General features: G+C 76.2%; 1 protein-coding gene. It reads right to left on the bottom strand.

The window, feature by feature from the left end:
- Window positions 1–5 precede the first annotated feature (5 nt).
- Window positions 6–18,881, bottom strand: a complete 18,876-nt coding sequence (locus ABZ478_RS18590) for a non-ribosomal peptide synthase/polyketide synthase (protein WP_359550601.1) — start codon at window positions 18,879–18,881, stop codon at window positions 6–8.
- Window positions 18,882–19,099 lie beyond the last annotated feature (218 nt).

Below are 19,099 nucleotides of genomic sequence, written 5' to 3' on the forward strand. Positions count from 1 at the left end.
GATCCTCACCGTTCGTGGTCGTGGCCGCCGGACGCGGCGTCTTCGGTGTCGTGGCCGTCCACCGGGCGCGGGCCGCCGGCGTGGTGCGCGGGGCCCGGATCGGCGTCGTCGTGCGCGGGGTCCCGGCCGTCGGCGTACCCGGCGTCCGGGCCGTCGTCGCCGTACGCGGCCTGTTCGAGTTCGCTCAGGACCTGTTCCTCCACCAGTTCCGCCAGGGCGGCGACGGTGCGGGCGACCAGGACGTCGCGGGGGGTGAGCGCGACGCCGAACGCGTCGTTGGCGCGGGAGGAGATGAGCAGGGCGCGCAGGGAGTCGCCGCCGAGCAGGAAGTAGTCGTCCTCGGCACCCACGGCCGTCTCGAGGGTCTCCTCCCAGATGTCCGCGAGGGCCTCCTCGGTGGGAGTACGGGGTGCCACGTACTCGGGCCGGTCCCGTTCCCCGGTGACGGCCGGGGCGGGCAGGGCGGCCCGGTCGGTCTTGCCGTTCTCGGTGACCGGGAAGCGGTCCAGCACCACGAAAGCGGACGGCACCATGTACCCGGGCAGCGAGCGGGCGGCCAGCGCCCGCAGTTCGGCGGGGGCGGCCGGTTCGGCGCCGGGGGCCGCGAGCAGGTGGGCGACCAGGCGCGGCAGGCCGGGTTCGTCCTCGCGTACGGTCACCACGGCGTCCAGCACGCCCGGATGGCGCACCAGGGCCGCCTCGACCTCGCCCGCCTCGATGCGGTGGCCGCGCAGCTTGAGCTGGTGGTCGGTGCGGCCGAGGTAGTGCAGTTCGCCCACGCTGTCGCGGCGCACCAGGTCGCCGGTGCGGTACATGCGGGTGCCGGGCGGTCCGAACGGGTCGGCGGTGAAGCGGGCCGCGGTCAGTCCTGGCCGGCCGAGGTAGCCGCGCGCCAGTGCCGGTCCGCTCAGCCACAGTTCCCCGGTGACGCCGTCGGGGACCGGCCGCAGCCGGGCGTCGAGGACGTGGGCGCCGGTGGCGGGCAGCGGGCGGCCGATGGGCGGTGCGGTGCCGTCCGCCGTCAGCGGGGCGGACCAGGTGGCGACGACGGTGGCCTCCGTGGGGCCGTAGGAGTTGACCATGCGGTGGTGCGGTGCCCAGCGGGCGACGAGTTCGGGTCCGCACGCGTCGGCGCCCACGATCAGCGTCTTCAGGTCCGGCAGGGTGCCGGGGGTGCCGGCCGGGAGGGTGGCGAGCGCGGCCGGCGGCAGCAGGGTGTGGGTGATGCGCCCGGCCCGCAGGACGTCGGCGAGTTCGGCGCCGAGCAGCGGTCCCGGCCGGGGTACGACGAGCCGGGCGCCGTGCGGCAGGGACGCGCACAGCTCCAGCACGGAGGCGTCGAAGCTGGGCGTGGCGAAGGCCAGCACCCGGTCGCCGGGGGCGACCTGGTAGTGGGCGGCCTCGGCCGCCGCGAAGGCGGCGAGGCCACGGTGGGTGACGACGACGCCCTTGGGGGTGCCGGTGGAGCCGGAGGTGTAGATGACGTAGGCCGGGTCGTCCAGGTCGAGCGGGCGGGTCCGGTCCGCGTCGGTGGGCCGGTGCCCCGGCACGTCGTCCGGCGGGGCGGTGAGCAGGCCGGCGATCTCCTTGGCGTCGAGGGTGAGGGCGGGGGCCGCGTCGCGGAGCATCAGGGCGATCCGCTCCTCGGGGTAGGCGGGGTCGACGGGCAGGAACGCGGCGCCGGCCTTCGTGACCGCCAGCTGCGCCAGCACCATGTCCGCCGAGCGGGGCAGCAGGAGTGCGACGAGGTCGCCCGGCCCGGCGCCGAGGGCGATGAGCCGGTGCGCGAGCCGGTTGGCCCGGTCCTCCGTCTCCGCGAAGGTCAGAGGCGCGTCGGCCTCGTCGAGCGCGGGTGCGGTCGGCCACCGGTCGACGGCGGCCTCGACCAGGGCGGGCAGCGTGGTGGCGGGCACCGGGCCGAGCTCGGGCCGGGCCGGGCCGTGCAGCAGCCGGTCGTGCAGGGCCGGCGGCAGGAGGTCGAGGTCGTCGAGGCGGGCGGTGCCGTCCGAGGCGGCCAGGACGTCCAGGGTGTGCAGCAGCTGCCCGGCCAGCGAGCGGGCACTGGCCTCTTCGAAGCACCGGGGGTCGTAGCCGAGTTCGACGGTCAGCCGGTCGCCGGGTGACACGACCACGGTGAGCGGGTAGTTGGTGGCCTCCCTCGCGTCCAGGTCGCGCAGGGCGAGTCCGTGCGCGCCGGCGGTGGCGTCGCCGACCGGGTAGTTCTCGAACACCACCAGGCTGTCGAACAGGGCGGTGCCCGGCGGGAGTCCGGCGAGAGCGTGCAGCGCGCCGAGGGGCAGGTGGTCGTGGCGGCGGTCCTCGGCCCGGGCCTCCTGGAACGCGCGCAGCCAGGTGTCGCAGCGGGCGCCGCCGTCGACCTCGGCGCGGGCGGGCAGGGTGGTGATGAACAGGCCCGTGATGGTGTCGGCGCCGGGCAGGCCGGCGGGCCGCCCGGAGACGGTGGTGCCGAAGCACACCTCCCGCTCGCCGCTCCACCGCGCCAGCAGCAGCGCCCAGGCGCCCTGCACCAGCGAGTTGAGGGTGAGTCGGTGCCGCCGGGCGAACTCCATGAGCCGGTGGGTCTGTTCGGCGCCGAGCCGCCGGGACAGCCAGGTGCCGGAGCGGGCCGTGGTGTCCGGGCTGGGCCTGCGGTCGTACGGCAGCGGGGTCGGGGCGCCGAGGCCGGCCAGGGCGCCGCGCCAGTGCTCCTCGGCCTGGCGGTCGTCGCGGGCGGCGAGCCAGGCGGCGTAGTCCGCGAACGGCCTGCGCTCGGGCAGCCGGGGCCGCTCACCGCGGACCAGGGCGTCATGTGCGGCCATGACGTCGGACAGGACGTGGAAGACGCTCCAGCCGTCCAGCACGACGTGGTGGAAGGTCCACACCACGCGGACCGCGTCCGGGCCGAGCCGGACCAGGGCGAGCCGCAGCAGCGGGGCGCGGTCCAGGACGATGCCCCGGGCCCGCTCCTCGGCCAGCAGCCGCTCCAGCTCCGCGTCGTGCCGGTCCGCCGGGATCTCGCTCCAGTCGTGCTCGGTGACCGGCAGGGTCACGTCCCGGTGGACGACCTGGAGCGGCACGGGTACGCCGTGCAGGGCGACGGAGGTGCGCAGCACGGGCGTGCGGTCGACGACGTGCTGCCAGGCGGCGGCCAGCGTCCGCGGGTCGCGGGCGCCGTCCGCCACGAAGGTGATCTGCTCGACGTACAGGCCGTGTTCGGCGTCGTCCAGGCCGTGCATCACCATGCCGGTCTGGGTGGGGGTGAGCGGATAGACGTCCGTCACGTCCGTCCCGTCGCCGGCGAGCCGGTCCACGGCCGCCTGGTCCAGCGGGGCGAGCGGGAAGTCGGACGGGGTGCGGCCCCCGGTGCCGGGTTCGGCGCAGTGCCGGACGATCTCGCGGAGTTCACCGGTCAGTTCGGCCGCCAGCCGGGCGACGGTCTCAGGCCGGTGCGCCTCACGGGAGTACGACCAGGTGAACTCCAGCCGCTCGTCGATGACTTGGCCGAGCACGTCGAGGAGGTACGGCCGGTCCGCGGCGCGGTCCATGCCGCCGGCGAGCCCGCCGTACGGCGCGTGCAGCAGGCCGCCCGGCGTGCCGGTGCGGTCCTGCCGGCCCAGGTAGTTGAAGCAGACCGGCGGCAGGGCGGGCAGCTCGCGGCCGGCCGTGGGGTGCAGGAAGCGCAGCGCGCCGTAGCCGAGTCCGCCGTGCGGTACGGCCCGCAGGTTCTCCTTGACGGCCTTCAGCACGCCGCCGGTGTCCGCGTCCCGGGGCACGTCCAGGGCCACGGGGTACATGGCGGTGAACCAGCCGGCGGTCCGGGCGAGGTCGGTGTCCTCGAACAGTTCCTCGCGGCCGTGGCCCTCCAGGGTGACCGCGACCCGGTCCCGCCCGGTCCAGCGGGCCAGGACCCGGCCCAGCGCGCACAGCAGGACGTCGTTGACGCGGGTGCGGTAGGCGTCGGGCACGTCCTGGAGCAGCCGGCGTGTCTCCTCGGCGTCGAGTCCCGCGGTCACGCTGTCCTCGTCGGCGACGGTGCCGGCGCCGCCGGGGTGGTCGGTGGGCAGCGCGGCGTCGGTGTCGAGGTTCCGCCAGTGGGCGAGTTCGCCGTCGAAGCCGCCCGCCTCGGTGTGCTCGACGAGCCGTCGCGCCCACGCCCGGAACGAGGTGCTCTTCGGGGCGAGGGCGGGGCGCCGGCCCTCCCGCAGCGCGTGGTGGGCGGTGTCCAGGTCCTCCAGGATCAGCCGCCAGGACACGGCGTCCACGACCAGGTGGTGGGCGGCGAGCAGCAGCACCGGCCGGCCGCCGTCGCCCGGCCGGCACAGCGCGGCCCGCAGCAGCGGCCCGCCGGCCAGGCCGAACCCGGCGCCCAGGGCCGCGGCCACCTCGTCGGGGGCCGCCCCGTCGTGCACCTCCAGGTGCGGGTCACGGTCGCCGGGCGCGGTGACATGGGCCCGCCACCGTCCGGTGCCGGTCGGCTCGAACCGCGTCCGCAGCGCGTCGTGGTGTTCCAGTACGGCGCCCAGGGCGGCCCGCAGCACGGCCTCGTCGGGGTCCGTGGCCAGCTCGAAGGAGACCGTCTGGCTGAAGTGCGCGGGGTCGCCGGTGAGGGTGTCCAGGAGCCAGTGCTGCACGGGGGTGAGCGGGATGTCGCCGGTCACCGGGCCCTGTTCCGCGGTGACGGCGGACTCGGTGGGATCGGGCATCCGCTCGGCCACGGCGGCGAGTTCGGCGAGGGTCTGGTGGGTGAACAGGTGCCGGGGTGTCAGGGCGAGTCCGGCCCGGCGGGCGGCGGAGACGATCTGGATGCCGAGGACGGAGTCGCCGCCGAGCGTGAAGTAGTTGTCGTCGGCGCCGACTTCTGGCACGCCCAGCACCTCGCACCAGATGGCGGCGAGTGTCTGTTCGGCCTCGGTGTGCGGCGGCCGGGCGACCGTCCCGGCGGCCGGCGCGGCCCACTCGGGCGCGGGCAGCGCCCGCCGGTCGAGCTTGCCGGTGGCCCCGAGCGGCAGCCGCTCCAGCGGCACGACGAGGGCGGGAACCAGGTGGTCGGGGAGACTGCGGGCGAGGAAGGCCCGCAGCTCACCGGTGTCGGGCAGACCGGCCGGGCGGTTCTCCGCGCGGCCGTCGCGGGACGGCGGAGCGGCCGGATGGTCCTCCGCATGGCCGTCGCGGGGTGACGGAACGGCCGGGCGGCGGCCCGCGGGAACGGGCGCGTCCGGCGTGCGCGGCACCACGTAGCCGACCAGGCGGCGGTGGCCCGCGTGTTCGACGACCCGGGCCGCCGCCGCGGCCACGGCCGGGTGGCGGGCCAGCGCGGCCTCCACCTCGCCGAGTTCGATGCGGAAGCCGCGCACCTTGACCTGGTCGTCACCGCGGCCGAGGTAGACGATGTCGCCGTCGGCCGTCCAGCGGACCAGGTCGCCGGTGCGGTACATGCGGCTGCCGGGCGGGCCGAACGGGTCGGGCAGGAAGCGGCCGGCGGTCAGACCGGGGCGGCGCAGGTAGCCGCGGGCGACGCCGGTCCCGGCGAGGAACAGCTCGCCGGGCGCACCGGCGGGCACCGGGCGCATCCGCTCGTCCAGGACATAGGCGCGGGCGCCGCCGAGCGGCCGGCCGATCGGCGGGTCGCGGTCGGGGTCGGCCGGGTCGCAGGTGAAGGCGGTGGCGTAGACGGTGGCCTCGGTGGGGCCGTAGATGTTGCGCACCTCGCTGCCGGGGACGGCCGCGCGGACCCGGCCCACGGTGCGGGCCGGCAGCCCCTCGCCCGCGAGGACGACCGTGTCGGCGGTGATCCGGACGGCGTCCTCGGCGAGCAGCCGGTCCAGGGCCGAGGGCACGGCGCTGAGCAGTCCGGCCCGCCAGGGCCCGGGGCGCTCGGCGAGGGCCAGCAGGTCGCGGACGATCTCCACGCAGCCGCCGGACAGCAGCGGCGCGAAGATCTCGAAGACCGACACGTCGAAGTTGAGCGAGGTGGACGCCACCACGTGCTCGAGGCCGCGCCCGGTGAACTCGGCCGCGGCCCAGTCGGTCAGGGCCAGTACGGACCCGTGGCTGACGACGACGCCCTTGGGGCGGCCGGTCGAGCCGGAGGTGTGGATGACGTAGGCGGGGTGTGCGGGCAGCAGGGCGCCGTGGCGTTCGGCGTCGCCGACGGGGGTGTCCGCCGGCTCGCCGCCGGGTTCCTCGTCCAGCAGGATGCGGGTGAAGGGGCCCTCGGGCAGCCGGCCGGAGGTCTCCTTGGCGGTGATCACGACGTCGGGCCGTACGTCGTCGAAGAGGAACGCGACGCGCTCGGCGGGGTACTGCGGGTCGACCGGGAGATAGGCGGCGCCGCTCTTGAGCACCGCGAGGAGCGCCACGACCAGGTCGGCGGTGCGCGGCAGGCAGAGGGCGACGAAGCGCTCGGGTCCGGCGCCGGCGGCGATCAGCAGCCGGGCCAGCCGGTCGGAGCGGGCGTCGAGTTCGCGGTAGGTGAGGCAGGTGCCGGCGTGGCGGACGGCGGGGGCGTCCGGGGTGCGCCCGGCCTGCCGCCGGAACGCCTCGGGAAGGGTGCCCCGCGGTGCCTCGGCCACCGGTCCACTGAACCGGGCCAGCAGCGCCCGCCCTTCGGCCGGGTCCAGCAGCGGCAGTTCGGCGAGGCGGCGCTCCGGTGCGTCGGCCATGCCGGTGAGCAGGGTGCGCAGGCTCTCGCCGAGCGCCTCCACCGTGGTGGCGTCGAACGCGGCCGGGTCGTAGTCCAGGTTCACGGCCAGGGTGTCACCGGGCGCGACGATCACGCTGAGCGGGTAGTTCGTCGGCTCCAGGTCCCGCTCCTGCTCCATGGCCAGGCCGTGCCGGGACAGGGACTCCTCGTCGAAGGGGTAGTTCTCGAAGACCACGATGGAGTCGAACAGGCCGGTGCCGCCGGGCACCTCGCTCCACGACTGCACCTGGGCCAGCGAGACGAAGTCGTGGCGCCGGGCCTCCGCCTGGGCTTCCTGGAGTTCGCGCAGCCAGTCCAGCAGCGGCCGCCGCCCGTCGACGCGGGCCCGGGTGGGCACGGTGTTGATGAACAGGCCGACCATCGAGGTGACGCCGGGCAGTTCGGCGGGCCGGCCGGAGACGGTCGTGCCGAACACCACGTCGTCCCCGCCGCCGTAACGGGACAGCAGCAGTGCCCAGGCGCCCTGGAGGACGGTGTTGAGGGTCAGCCCGGCCCGCTGGGCGGTCTCCCGCAGCCGGGCCGAGACCTCCGGGCCGAGGGTCATCCGCACCGACCCCGAGGAGGAGGCGCGGTGGGCCTCGGCGGGCCGCCGGTCGCGGGGCAGTTCGGTGGGCGCCGGGAAGCCGGCCAGGGTGGCACGCCAGTACCGCTCGGCGCGGCCGGTGTCCCGCCCGGCCAGCCAGCGCAGATAGTCGGCGAAGGGCCGGCGCTCGGGCACGTGCGGGCGGCGCCCCGCCGTCAGGGCCGCGTACCGCTCGCACACCTCGTCGAAGACCTGGGCCGCGCTCCAGCCGTCGAGCAGCACGTGGTGGAACGTCCACACCAGCCGTACCCGGTCCGGCGACAGCCGGATCAGCATCAGCCGCATCAGGGGCGCGGCGCCGAGGTCGATGCCCTTCTCCCGGTCCTCGGCGAGCAGCCGGTCCAGCTCCTGTGCCGTGCTCCCGGCGGGCCGTCCGGACCAGTCGTGGTGGGTGACGGGCACGGTGGCCCGGTGCCGGACGACCTGGAGCGGTTCGGGGGTCTCCCGCCACACCAGGTGGGTGCGCAGCACCGGGTTGGCGTCCGCGGTGTGCTGCCACGCCTCGGCGAACGCGTGGGGGTCAGTGACGCCGGACAGCACCATCTGCGCCTGGTTGACGTAGGTACGGCTGTCGGCGTCGAGCAGGCTGTGGAAGAGCATGCCGGCCTGCATGGGGGTCAGCGGGTGGACGTCCGCGACGTCCCGGCCGTCCCCGGCGATCCGGTCCACGGCGGCCTGGTCCAGCCGGGCCAGCGGGAAGTCCGACGGGGTACGGCCGCCCGCGTCCGGCAGGGCGCAGTGCGCGACGATCTCGCCGAGCGCCCGCAGCATGCCCTCGGCCAGCGTGGTGACGGTCTGCGCGCGGTGCCGTCCGGCGCTGTAGTACCAGGTGATCTCCAGCCGGTCGTCCTCGACCCGGGCCACGACGTCCAGCAGGTGCGGCCGTTCGGTTCCGGGGGCCTCCGCGCCGCCGAGGCCGCCGGGCACGGAGCCGATCAGGGCGCCGGTGTCGGCCGACCAGTCGAAGCGGCCCAGGTAGTTGAAGGTGATGCCGGGGCCGGGGGCGCCGGTGAGCCGCTCGTCGCGGGCGAGGTGGCGCAGCACGCCGTAGCCGAGTCCGCGGTCGGGTACGGCCCGCAGCTGCTCCTTGACCGCCTTCAGGGCGGTGCCCCAGTCCCCCGCCGGGACGTTCAGGGCGACGGGATACAGGGAGGTGAACCAGCCGACCGTGCGGGACAGATCGACGTCCTCGAAGAGCTGGTCCTCACGGCCGTGCCCCTCCAGGCCGACGGCGACGGTGTCGCGTCCGGCCCAGTCGGCGAGGACGCGGCCGAGCGCGGTGAGCAGGACGTCGTCGACGCGGGTGCGGTAGACGCCGGGGACGCGGCGCAGGAGGCCGTCGGTGCGTTCGCGGTCCAGCCGGACGGTGACCTCGCGGACGTCGGCCATGGTGTTGCCGCCGTCGGCGTCCACGGGCAGCGGGCCGGCGCAGGCGCGGGCGGCGCGCTCCCAATGGGCGAGCCCGTCGGCGAATCGGCCGTGGTCGCGCAGCCGGCGGGCCCACTCCCGCACGGAGGTGGTGCGGGCGGGCAGCGTCACGGGTTCGCCGGACGCGGCCTGCCGGTAGGCGGTCTCCAGGTCCTCCAGCAGGATCCGCCAGGAGACGCCGTCGACCACCAGGTGGTGGGCGACCAGGAGCAGCCGGGCGGGCCCGGTGCCGTCGTCGGTGAACAGGCGGGCGGCGAGCAACAGGCCCGCGTCCAGCCGGAGTCCGGTGTGCGCGGCCGCGGTGACGCGTTCCTCGTCGGCTCGGTCATGGACCTGGAGCAGTTCGGGGACCGGGGCGTCGGCGGCGGCGATGTCCTGGCGCCAGGTGCCGTCGCCGTCGAGGGCGAACCGGGCGCGCAGGGCGTCGTGGTGCGTCCACAGGGCGGTGAGGGCGGCGCGCAGGGCGTCCTGGTCTACGGCGCCGGCCGCCTCGATGACGACCGACTGGTTGAAGAACTCGGGGCGCTCGGGGCGCGGGTGAAGGAACCAGTGCTGGATCGGCAGGAGATCGGCCGCTCCGCCGACCGGTTCGGTGCCGGCGACGGCGGGCGCGGCGCCGCCGGTGGCGGCGGCGGCGAGTTCGGCCACGGTGGGGCGCCGGAAGAGGTCGCGGGGGCTCAGCGCGAGTCCCGCGGACCTGGCCCGGGAGACCACCTGGATGCTGAGGATGGAGTCGCCGCCCAGCATGAAGAAGTTGTCGTCCACGCCGACCCGGTCCACGCCGAGCAGCTCGGCCCAGATCCCGGCGAGGATCCGCTCGGTGTCGGTGCGCGGGGCGCGGTGGGCCCGCTCGCCGCCCGCCGACCAGTCGGGGGCGGGCAGCCGGCGCCGGTCGACCTTGCCGTTGGCGGTCAGCGGCAGCTCCGGCACGGTGACGAACGCGGCGGGCAGCATGTAGTCGGGCAGTCCGGCCGCCAGGTGGGTGCGCAGTTCGGCGGCGGAGGGCATCGCGGCGCCGGCCGGCACGAGGTGGGCGGCCAGCCGCTTGCGTCCGCCGTGCTCGTACAGGGAGACGACGGCCTCGGCGACGGCCGGGTGGGCGGTGAGCAGGGCCTCGATCTCGGCGGGTTCGACGCGGAAGCCGCGGATCTTGATCTGGTCGTCCGCGCGGCCGACGAAGTGCAGCTCGCCGTCGTCGCTCCAGCGCACGATGTCGCCGGTGCGGTACATGCGCGTGCCGGGCGGGCCGTAGGGGTCGGCGAGGTAGCGGGCGGCGGTCGCCCCCGGCCGGCCCGCGTAGCCCCGGGCCAGGCCGGCGCCGGCGATGTACAGCTCGCCGAGAATGCCCGGGGGCTGGGGCTGGAGGGCGGCGTCCAGGACGTACACGCGGGTGTTGTCGAGCGGACGGCCGATGGGCAGCACGGCGGGCAGCGGGTCACCGGACCGGAAGTAGCGGCGGGTGGCGAAGGTGGTGGTCTCGGTGGGGCCGTAGACGTCGACGACGGTCAGGCCGGGGCAGGCGTCCAGAACCCGGCGCACGACCGCGCCCGGCACGGCCTCGCCGCCGGTCCACACCTCGCGGGCGCCGCGCAGACAGCCGGGGTCCTCCTGCGCGAGCAGGCGGAACAGGCCCGCGGTCAGGAACAGGCAGCTCACCCGCTGCTCGGTGACCGCGCGCCGGACCCGCGCGGCGTCCACGTCGGTGGGCGGGGCGAGGACGGCCGTGCCGCCGCGCAGCAGCGGCGCCCACACCTCGTAGGTGGCGGCGTCGAAGGCGTGCGGCGAGTGCACCAGGACGCGGTCGTGCCCGGCGAAGGACCGGTCCAGGGCGAGGGCGACGACGTCCCGCTGGCGTACCGCGACGCCCTTGGGGGTGCCGGTCGAGCCCGAAGTGAACATCAGGTACTGGACGTTGTCCGGGTGGACGGCGTGGGCGGGGGCCGGACCGTCGGCGCCGGAGCCGGCGTCGACGCGCAGGACGTTGTCGCCGGGCAGCACCTCCCGGGCCGTCTCCTCCCAGGCGGCGTCGGTGAGCAGCAGGCCGGCGCCGGCCTCGGTCAGCATCCGGCGCAGCCGCTCGGCCGGTGCCCTGCCGTCCAGCGGAACGCACACACCACCGGTGCGCACGAGCGCCAGCTGGGTGACTATCAGCTCGGCGGAGCGGTCCATGAGGACACCTACCGGATACTCCGGCCGTACCCCGAGTCCGGCCAGCCGGGCCGCCAGCCGTGCGGCACGGGCGTCCAGTTCGCGGTAGGTGAGGTGCTCGCCCCCGGCTTCCAGGGCCACGGCGTCGGGAGTGCGGTCCACCTGTGCGGCGAAGAGCGCGGCGACGGTGGTGTCGGGCAGCTCGGTGGCGGTGTCGTTCCAGGCGTGCAGCACCTGCTCGCGGCGGTCCGGACCGAGCAGCGGCAGCCGGGCGGGCGGCCGTCGGAAGCCGGTGGTCATCGCGGTGAGCAGGACGGTCAGGTACTCGGCCAGGCGGGCGGCGGTGCCGGCGTCGAACAGTTCGGGGTCGTAGCCGAGCCGCAGGGCCAGTTCCGTTCCCGGGTAGACGGTGAGGCTCAGGGGGTAGTTGGTGGTCTCGACGCCCTCCAGGCCGGTCATGCGCAGCCCGTGGGAGGCGGCGAGGTCGTCGTCCACCGGGTAGTTCTCGAAGACGAGGATGCTGTCGAACAGCCCGACGCGGTCCGGGAGTCCGGTGAACGTCTTCATGCGGGTGAGCGGCAGGTGGTCGAAGCGCCGGTCCTCGCTCTGGTCCTGCTGGAGCGTGCGCAGCCAGTCGGTCAGGGTGCCGTCACCGGGGACGGTGACCCGGGTGGGCAGGGTGGTGATGAACAGGCCGGTCATGGCCTCGGCGCCGGGCAGCTCGGGCGGCCGGCCGGACACGGTGGTGCCGAACACCACCTCGTCCCGGCCCGCCTGCCGGGCGAGCAGCAGTGCCCAGGCGCCCTGCACCAGCGTGTTCAGGGTGAGACCGGAGGTGCGGGCCAGCTCTTCCAGCGCCCGCGTGGTGGCGGCGGGCAGCGTGCCGTGGACCGCGTGCGTGGACTCGGCGCGGTGGGCCTCGCGCGGCTCGCGGTCGTAGGGCAGCGCGGTGGCCTCGGTCAGGCCGGACAGACGGCGCCGCCAGTGCTGTTCGGCCGCTTCCCGGTCGCGCAGGCGCAGCCAGGCCACGTAGTCCCGGTAGGGCGGGCGGTGCGGTAGAACGTCGGGGCCCGCCCCGGCGTGGTGCGCGAAGACGTCCGAGAGCACCTGGAACATGCTCCAGCCGTCCAGCAGCAGGTGGTGGAAGGACCACACCACGCGCACCGCGGTGCCGGAGACGCGGGCGAGGAGCAGCCGCTGGAGCGGGGCCCGCCCGAGGTCGATGCCCTCGGCGCGGTCCCGGGCCAGCAGGTCGTCCAGCCGGGCGCGGCGCTCGTCCTCGGTCAGTTCGCGCCAGTCCAGGTGGGTGACGGGCACGGCCGTGCGGCGCTCGACCACCAGCAGCGGTTCGGGTACGTCCTGCCAGACGACCCGGCCGCGCAGCACCTCGGCGCGGTCGGTCACGTGCTGCCAGGCGGCGGCGAGGGCCGCCGGGTCGGGCACGCCGTCCAGCACGAACGTCAGCTGCTGGACGTAGACACCGCGGTCGTCCTGGGACAGGCCGTGGAAGAGCATGCCCGCCTGGGTGGGCGTGAGCGGCAGGACGTCGGCCACCGCGGCCGGGTCCGCGCCGGTGATCCGGTCCACGGCGGCCTGGTCGAGGCGGGCCAGCGGGAAGTCGGCCGGGGTGCGGCCGGCGGCTCCGGGCCGGACGGCGTGCCGGGCCAGGTCGGCGAGCGCGTCGGCGAAGCGCCCGGCGAGGTCCGCGACCGTGTGCTCCTGGCCCGGCCGGTCCGCGTAGAACCAGGTGAACTCGAGTCCGTCACCGACGAGTTGCCCGACGACCTCGAGGGCGTGCGGGCGCTCGGCCGCGGGGTCGGCGTCCAGCTCCAGCGGGCGCACGGTGCCCCGGTAGAGGCCGTCGGCGTCCTGCGAAGTGTCCATGCGGCCCAGGTAGTTGAAGCTGATCTGCGCCCCGGCGGTGCGCGGTGCCGCACCGGGGCAGGGCAGCCGGAGCAGCGCGTCGTGGCCCAGGCCGTGCCGCGGTACGGCGCGCAACTGCTCCTTGACCCGCTTCAGTACGGCGTCCCAGCCGGCGTCCTCGGGGACGGTGAGCGCGACGGGGTACCGGGTGGTGAACCAGCCGACGGTGCGGCTGATGTCCAGGTCGGGGAAGATTTCCTCGCGGCCGTGTCCCTCGACGTCGACCACCACCCGGTCCCGGCCGCTCCAGCCGCACAGCGCCCGGCCGAGCGCGCTGAGCAGGACGTCGTTGGCCTGGGTGCGGTAGGTGTCGGGCAGCGTGCGCAGCAGGGCCGAGGTCGCCTCGGGGTCCAGGCGCACGGACAGCGAGCGCTGCGCGGCGTAGGTGCCGGGGCCGCCCGTCAGCCCGGCGGGCAGGGCCGGTTCGGTGCCGGGGACCGCCTCGGCCCAGTAGGCGCGCTCGTCGTCGAAGCCGCCGTCCGCCGCGTGGGCGTTCAGCCTGCGGGCCCACTGCCGCAGCGGCGAGGACTTCGCGGGCAGGGCCGCGGCGCCGTCCTCACCGGCGCGGCGGGCCCGGTAGGCGCGGTCCAGGTCCTCCAGCAGCACCCGCCACGACACGCCGTCGACGACGAGGTGGTGGACGGCGAGGTGGAGCACGGCGGGCCGGCCGGAGCCGGAGTCGTGCAGCACGGCCCGCAGCAGCGGTCCCCGGGCGAGGTCGAACGGGCCGAAGTGCGGGGTGTCCGTCTCCGGGCCGGTGTGGCGGTCCAGGCGGAGGCGGGGCGCCCGCTCGTCGACGCGCCAGCCGGCGGTGTCCGCCGTGTCGCCGGGGGTGAAGCGGGAGCGGAGGGCGTCGTGGTGGGCGGCCAGGTCGTTCAGGGCCGCTTCCAGCGCCGCCGGATCAAGGTCCTCGGGCATGCGGACGGACAGCGCCTGGGAGAAGTGGCCGGCGCGTTCACCGGCGGTGCCGAACAGCCAGCGCTGGATGGGCGTCAGCGATGCCGTGCCGGTGGCCGCCTCCGGTGCGGGGGCGGCCTCGCGCGGGCCCGCGGCGGCGTCCGCGCAGTGCGCGAGGGCGGCCACCGTCTGGTGCCGGTAGACGTCCCGCGAGGTGAGCGGCAGGCCCTCCTGCCGGGCGCGGGCCACCACCTGGATGCTGAGGATCGAGTCGCCGCCCAGTTCGAAGAAGTTGTCGTCGACGCCGACCCGCTCCACGCGCAGCACCTCGGCCAGGATCGCGGCGAGGGTCCGCTCGGTGGGCGTGCGGGGCGCGACGTGCCGTACCGCGCGCACGGCGGGCCCGGGGTCGGGGAGCCTGCCGCGGTCGACCTTGCCGTTCGGGTTGAGCGGCAGGGCGTCCAGCACGACGAAGGCCGACGGGACCATGTAGTCGGGCAGCGTACGGCCGAGTTCCCGGCGCAGGGCGTCGGGTTCCGCCCGCTCCCCGGCGGCCGGGACGATGTAGCCGACCAGGCGCCGGTGGCCGTCGGCGTCGGTGGCGGCGACGGCCGCCGCCTCGGCGACGACCGCGCAGCCGCGCAGCGCCTCCTCCACCTCGCCCAGTTCGATACGGAAGCCGCGGACCTTGACCTGCTGGTCGATCCGGCCGACGTACTCCAGCTCGCCGTCGGGACGCCGGCGCACCAGGTCGCCGGTGCGGTACATGCGCTCCCCCGGCGCGCCGAACGGGTCGGCGACGAACCGGGCCGCGGTGAGTCCGGCGCGGCCCAGGTAGCCGCGGGCCAGACCGCCGCCCCCGAGATACAACTCGCCGGTGACGCCGACAGGCTGGGGGCGCAGGCGGCCGTCGAGGACATAGCAGCGGGTGAGCGCCACGGGGCCGCCGATGGGCGGGGCCTGCTCCGGCAGCCGGTCGCCGGCGAACCAGGCGGTGGCGTACACGGTGGCCTCGGTGGGGCCGTAGATGTTGGCGATCCGGCAGCCGGGCATGGCGGCCCGCAGGTCGTGGACCGTCTGGAGGGGCAGGGCCTCACCGGCGAGGACGACGGTCGCGGCGGTCACCGGCGCCGTGCCGCCCGCGATCAGCCGGGAGACGACGGACGGCACCCCGCTGAGCAGGCCGGCCCGCCGGGGACCGGCCCCGTCGGCGAGGGCCGGCAGGTCGGCGACGACCTCGACGGTGCCGCCGGCCACCAGGGGGCAGAGCAGTTCGAAGACCGAGACGTCGAAGTTGAGCGAGGTGGAGGCGACCACATGGGCCGGTTCCTCGGCGCCGAACCGCTCCCGCGCCCACTCCGCCAGTGCGGCGACACTGCGGTGGGTGATCACCACGCCCTTGGGGCGGCCGGTGGAACCGGAGGTGTAGATGACGTAGGCGGGATGATCCGGCAGCAGCGGCCGGACCCGGTCGGCGTCGGTCAGCGGGGTGTCGGCCAGGTCCGGCGCGGCGCAGTCCTCCAGGAGCAGCGGTGCGCACTCCGGCGGCAGGGCGGCGGCGGTCTCGCGGGTGGCGATCACGAGGGCGGGCCGGGCGTCGTCGAGCATGAGGCGGACGCGCTCGGCGGGGTAGGCCGGGTCGACGGGCAGATAGGCCGCGCCGGCGGTGAGCACCGCCCACAGCACGGGCACGAGGTCGGCGGAGCGCGGCAGGCACAGCGCGACCAGGTCCTCCGGGCCGGCACCGCGCTCGACGAGCAGCCGGGCCAGCCGGTTGGCGCGCCGGGCGACCTCGGCGTAGTCCAGCCGGACCGGACCGCAGACGACGGCGGTACGGTCCGGGGTGCGGGCCGCCGTGGCGTGCAGCAGTCCGGGAAGCGTGCCGTACGCGGTCTGCCTCGCCGGGCGGGCGGGCGGGTTCCAGGTGTCGACCAGGGTGCGCCGTTCCTGGGCGGCGAGCATGGGCAGTTCGGCCAGGGTGCGGCCGGGGCCGTCCGCCATGCCCTCCAGCAGCCGGTGCAGATGGGCGGTCATCCGGGCCACGGTCGCCGCGTCGAACAGGTCCGTGTTGAACTCGGCGGTCAGCGCGCAGCCGCCGTCCGCGTCCGGCGTGAACTCCAGCACCAGGTCGAAGCGGGCGGCCGGGCGGGGCAGCGGGTGTTCGCCGACGCGCAGGCCGCCGGCGAACGGCGGCACGGGCAGCGCGGTCTGCTGCACGACGAGTGCCTGGACCAGCGGGGTGCGGCTCGGGTCGCGGGGCGGGGCCAGTTCCTCCACCACCCGGTCGAACGGGACGCCGTCATGGGCGAAGGCGTCCAGCACCGTCGTCCGCATGGTCTCAACGAACCGGTCCACGGTCGCCCGCTCGTCCACCTCGCCGCGGAGCACGACCGTGTTGGCGAAGAAGCCCGGCACGTCCTCCAGGTCCCGCCGGCCGCGGCCGTTGGTGACGGTGCCGAGCGCGATGTCCCGCTGCCCCGAGTAGCGGGAGAACAGCAGGGCCGCGGCGCCCGCAAACAGGGTGAACAGCGTGGTGCCGCGGCCCGCGGCGAGCTGCCGCAGCCGGTTGGTCAGCTCCGCAGGCAGGGTGTGCCGGTGGGCGGCGCCGGCGGTGGTGCGTACGGCGGGACGCGGCCGGTCCGTGGGCAGTTCCAGTTGCTGGATGCCCGCCAGGTGGCGCTTCCAGTAGGCCAGGTCGCCGGCGTCCGGGTCACCGGCCCGCCGCGCCCGCTCCCACACCGCGAAGTCCGGATACTGCAGCGGGGGTTGAGGCAGCGCGTCGGGTTCGCCGGTGGTCTCCGCGTGGTAGAGGGCGGCCAGTTCGCGGGTGAGGACGCCCACCGACCAGCCGTCGGTGACGATGTGGTGCTGGGCCAGGAGCAGCAGGTGGTCCTCGGTGGCGAGCCGGACGAGCAGGGCCCGGGTGAGCGGGCCGGCCGCCAGGTCGTACGGGCGGCTCAGCTCCTCGGTGAGCAGGGCCTCGGCGGCCTCGGCGCGGCGCGTGTCGGGTACGCCGGTGACGTCGGCCGTCCGCAGGGGCAGTTCGGGCTCGGGCGCGACACGCTGGACGCCCTGCCCGTCGACGGTCGGGAAGGTGGTGCGCAGGGAGGCGTGCCGGGCCGCGAGACGGAGCAGGGAGCGGCGCAGCGCGTCCGGGTCCAGCGCGCCGCGCAGCCGCAGGGCCACACCGGTGTTGTACTCGGTGCCGCCCGCGGTGAGGTCGTCCAGGTACCACAGCCGGCGCTGCGCGCTGGACAGCGGCAGGCCGCCCTCGCGCGGGGCCGGCGGGATCGGCTCCGGCGCCGCGGCGGCCGCCGGGTCGGCGAGCAGCGGGGCGAGAGCGGCGACGGTCCGCGCGGTGAACACGTCCCGCACGGTCAGCCGGACGCCCAGCTCGTCGCGGACGCGGGCGAGGACACGGGCGGCGAGGATCGACTCTCCGCCGAGGTCGAAGAAGTCGTCGGTGACCCCGACCTCGCCGACGCCCAGCACCTGCGCCCATATCGCGGCGAGCGCACGCTCCTCGGCCGACCGCGGCGCCACACGTCCCGCCGGGACCGCACGCCCCGGAGCGGGCAGCGCCCGCCTGTCGATCTTGTGCTGCGGGGTGAGCGGCATCCGGTCCAGCACCACGAGGGCGGAGGGCACCATGTGCGCGGGCAGCACGGCGGCGACGGCGGCACGCAGGGCGACCGGGTCGAGGGGCCGGGCGGGGCGCGGGGCGGGTGCGGCCGGAGCCGCGAAGGACGCAGGCGCGGTGTGAGCGGCCTGGGCGGCGGCTGCGGCCGGGTCGGCGGCAGGCGGCTGTTCGGACGGGGTGACGTAGCCGACGAGGCGCTGGTGGCCCGGCTCGTCCTCGCGTACCACGACCACGGCCTCGCCGACCGCGCCGGCGCCGGCCCGGCGCAGCGCCGCCTCGATCTCGCCCGGCTCGATCCGGAAGCCGCGGATCTTCACCTGCCGGTCCAGCCGGCCCAGGAACTCCAGCTCCCCCGCCGCGGTCCGGCGGACGCGGTCCCCGGTGCGGTACAGGCGGGCGCCGGACGGGCCGAACGGGTCGGCGACGAAGCGCGCGGCGGTCAGGCCCGGGCGGCCCAGGTAACCGCGGGCCACGGCGTCGCCGCCCACGAACAACTCGCCGTCCGCGCCGGGCGGTACGGGCCGCATCCCGGCGTCGAGCACGTACGCCCGGGTGTGCGGCAGGGCGCCGCCGATCGTCGGCGTGCCGCGGCCGGCGCCGAGCGGCCCGGTCCAGGTGGCGACGATCGTGGTCTCGGTCGGACCATAGCTGTTGATCATGCGGCGGCCGGGTGCCCAGCGGTCGACGAGCGCGGCCGAGCAGGCCTCGGCGCCCACGATCAGGGTGCGCAGGTGGCGTCCGGTGCCCTGGGCGGGGTCGGGCAGGGTGGCCAGCGCGGCGGGCGGGATGAGGGCGTGGGTGATGCGGTGCTCGTCCAGGACACCGGCGAGTTCGTCGCCCAGCCAGGGCCCCCGCGGAGGTACGACGAGCGTGGCGCCGGACAGGACGGAGACGAACAGTTCCAGGACGGAGGCGTCGAAGCTCGGCGAGGAGAACTGGAGCACCCGGTCGCCGGGACCCACCGCGTACCGTTCGGCGGCGGCCGAGACGAAGCCGCCGATGCCGCGGTGGGTGACGGTCACGCCCTTGGGGGTGCCGGTGGAGCCGGACGTGTAGATGACGTAGGCCGCGTGGTCCGGGCGGACGTGTCCCATGTCCCCGGTGTCCGGCGGCTCACCGGTGCCGAGCAACTCGGCGACCCGGCGCGGATCGTCCAGGGTGACGGCGGGGCCGGCGTCGGCGAGCATCAGCGCCCGGCGCTCGGCGGGGTAGGCGGGGTCCACGGGCAGGAAGGCGGCGCCCGCCCGGGCGACGGCCAGCTCCGCGGCGATCAGCTCCATGGAGCGCGGCAGGACGAGGGCCACGACCTGGTCGGGACCTGCGCCCCGCCGTAAGAGGTGGGCGGCCAACCGGTCGGCGCGCGTGGCCAGTTCGCGGTAGGTCCAGGTGCGCCGGCCGTCGGTGAGGGCCGGCGCGTCCGGGGTGCGGGCCACCCAGGCGGTGAACAGTTCACCGAGCGTCGGATACGCCGGATCCGCCGCGCTCCGCGGCGCGCCGGCGGCGGGACCGGCCTGCGGCAGGGAGGACGCCGGTGCGGGCTTGTCGTGCAGGTCCGTCATGGGTGAAGTCCTTTGGGGAGCGGGACGATGCGGCGCGGGCCACACGGACGACCCCGGCCCTGCCTCGCGGGCGGTGCGCCGGATCGGAGTGACACGCCGGTGTGCGCGACGGTGGGTCGGTACTGGGGTGCGGTGACCTGGTGCGGGAGCGAACGGGCGGGCAGGTGGGCGGCCTGGTACGGCAAGGGGCTGGGCGGGGCGCCGGTGCGTGACCGGGT

Source organism: Streptomyces sp. NPDC005706, from assembly GCF_040631045.1.
Lineage (GTDB): Bacteria > Actinomycetota > Actinomycetes > Streptomycetales > Streptomycetaceae > Streptomyces.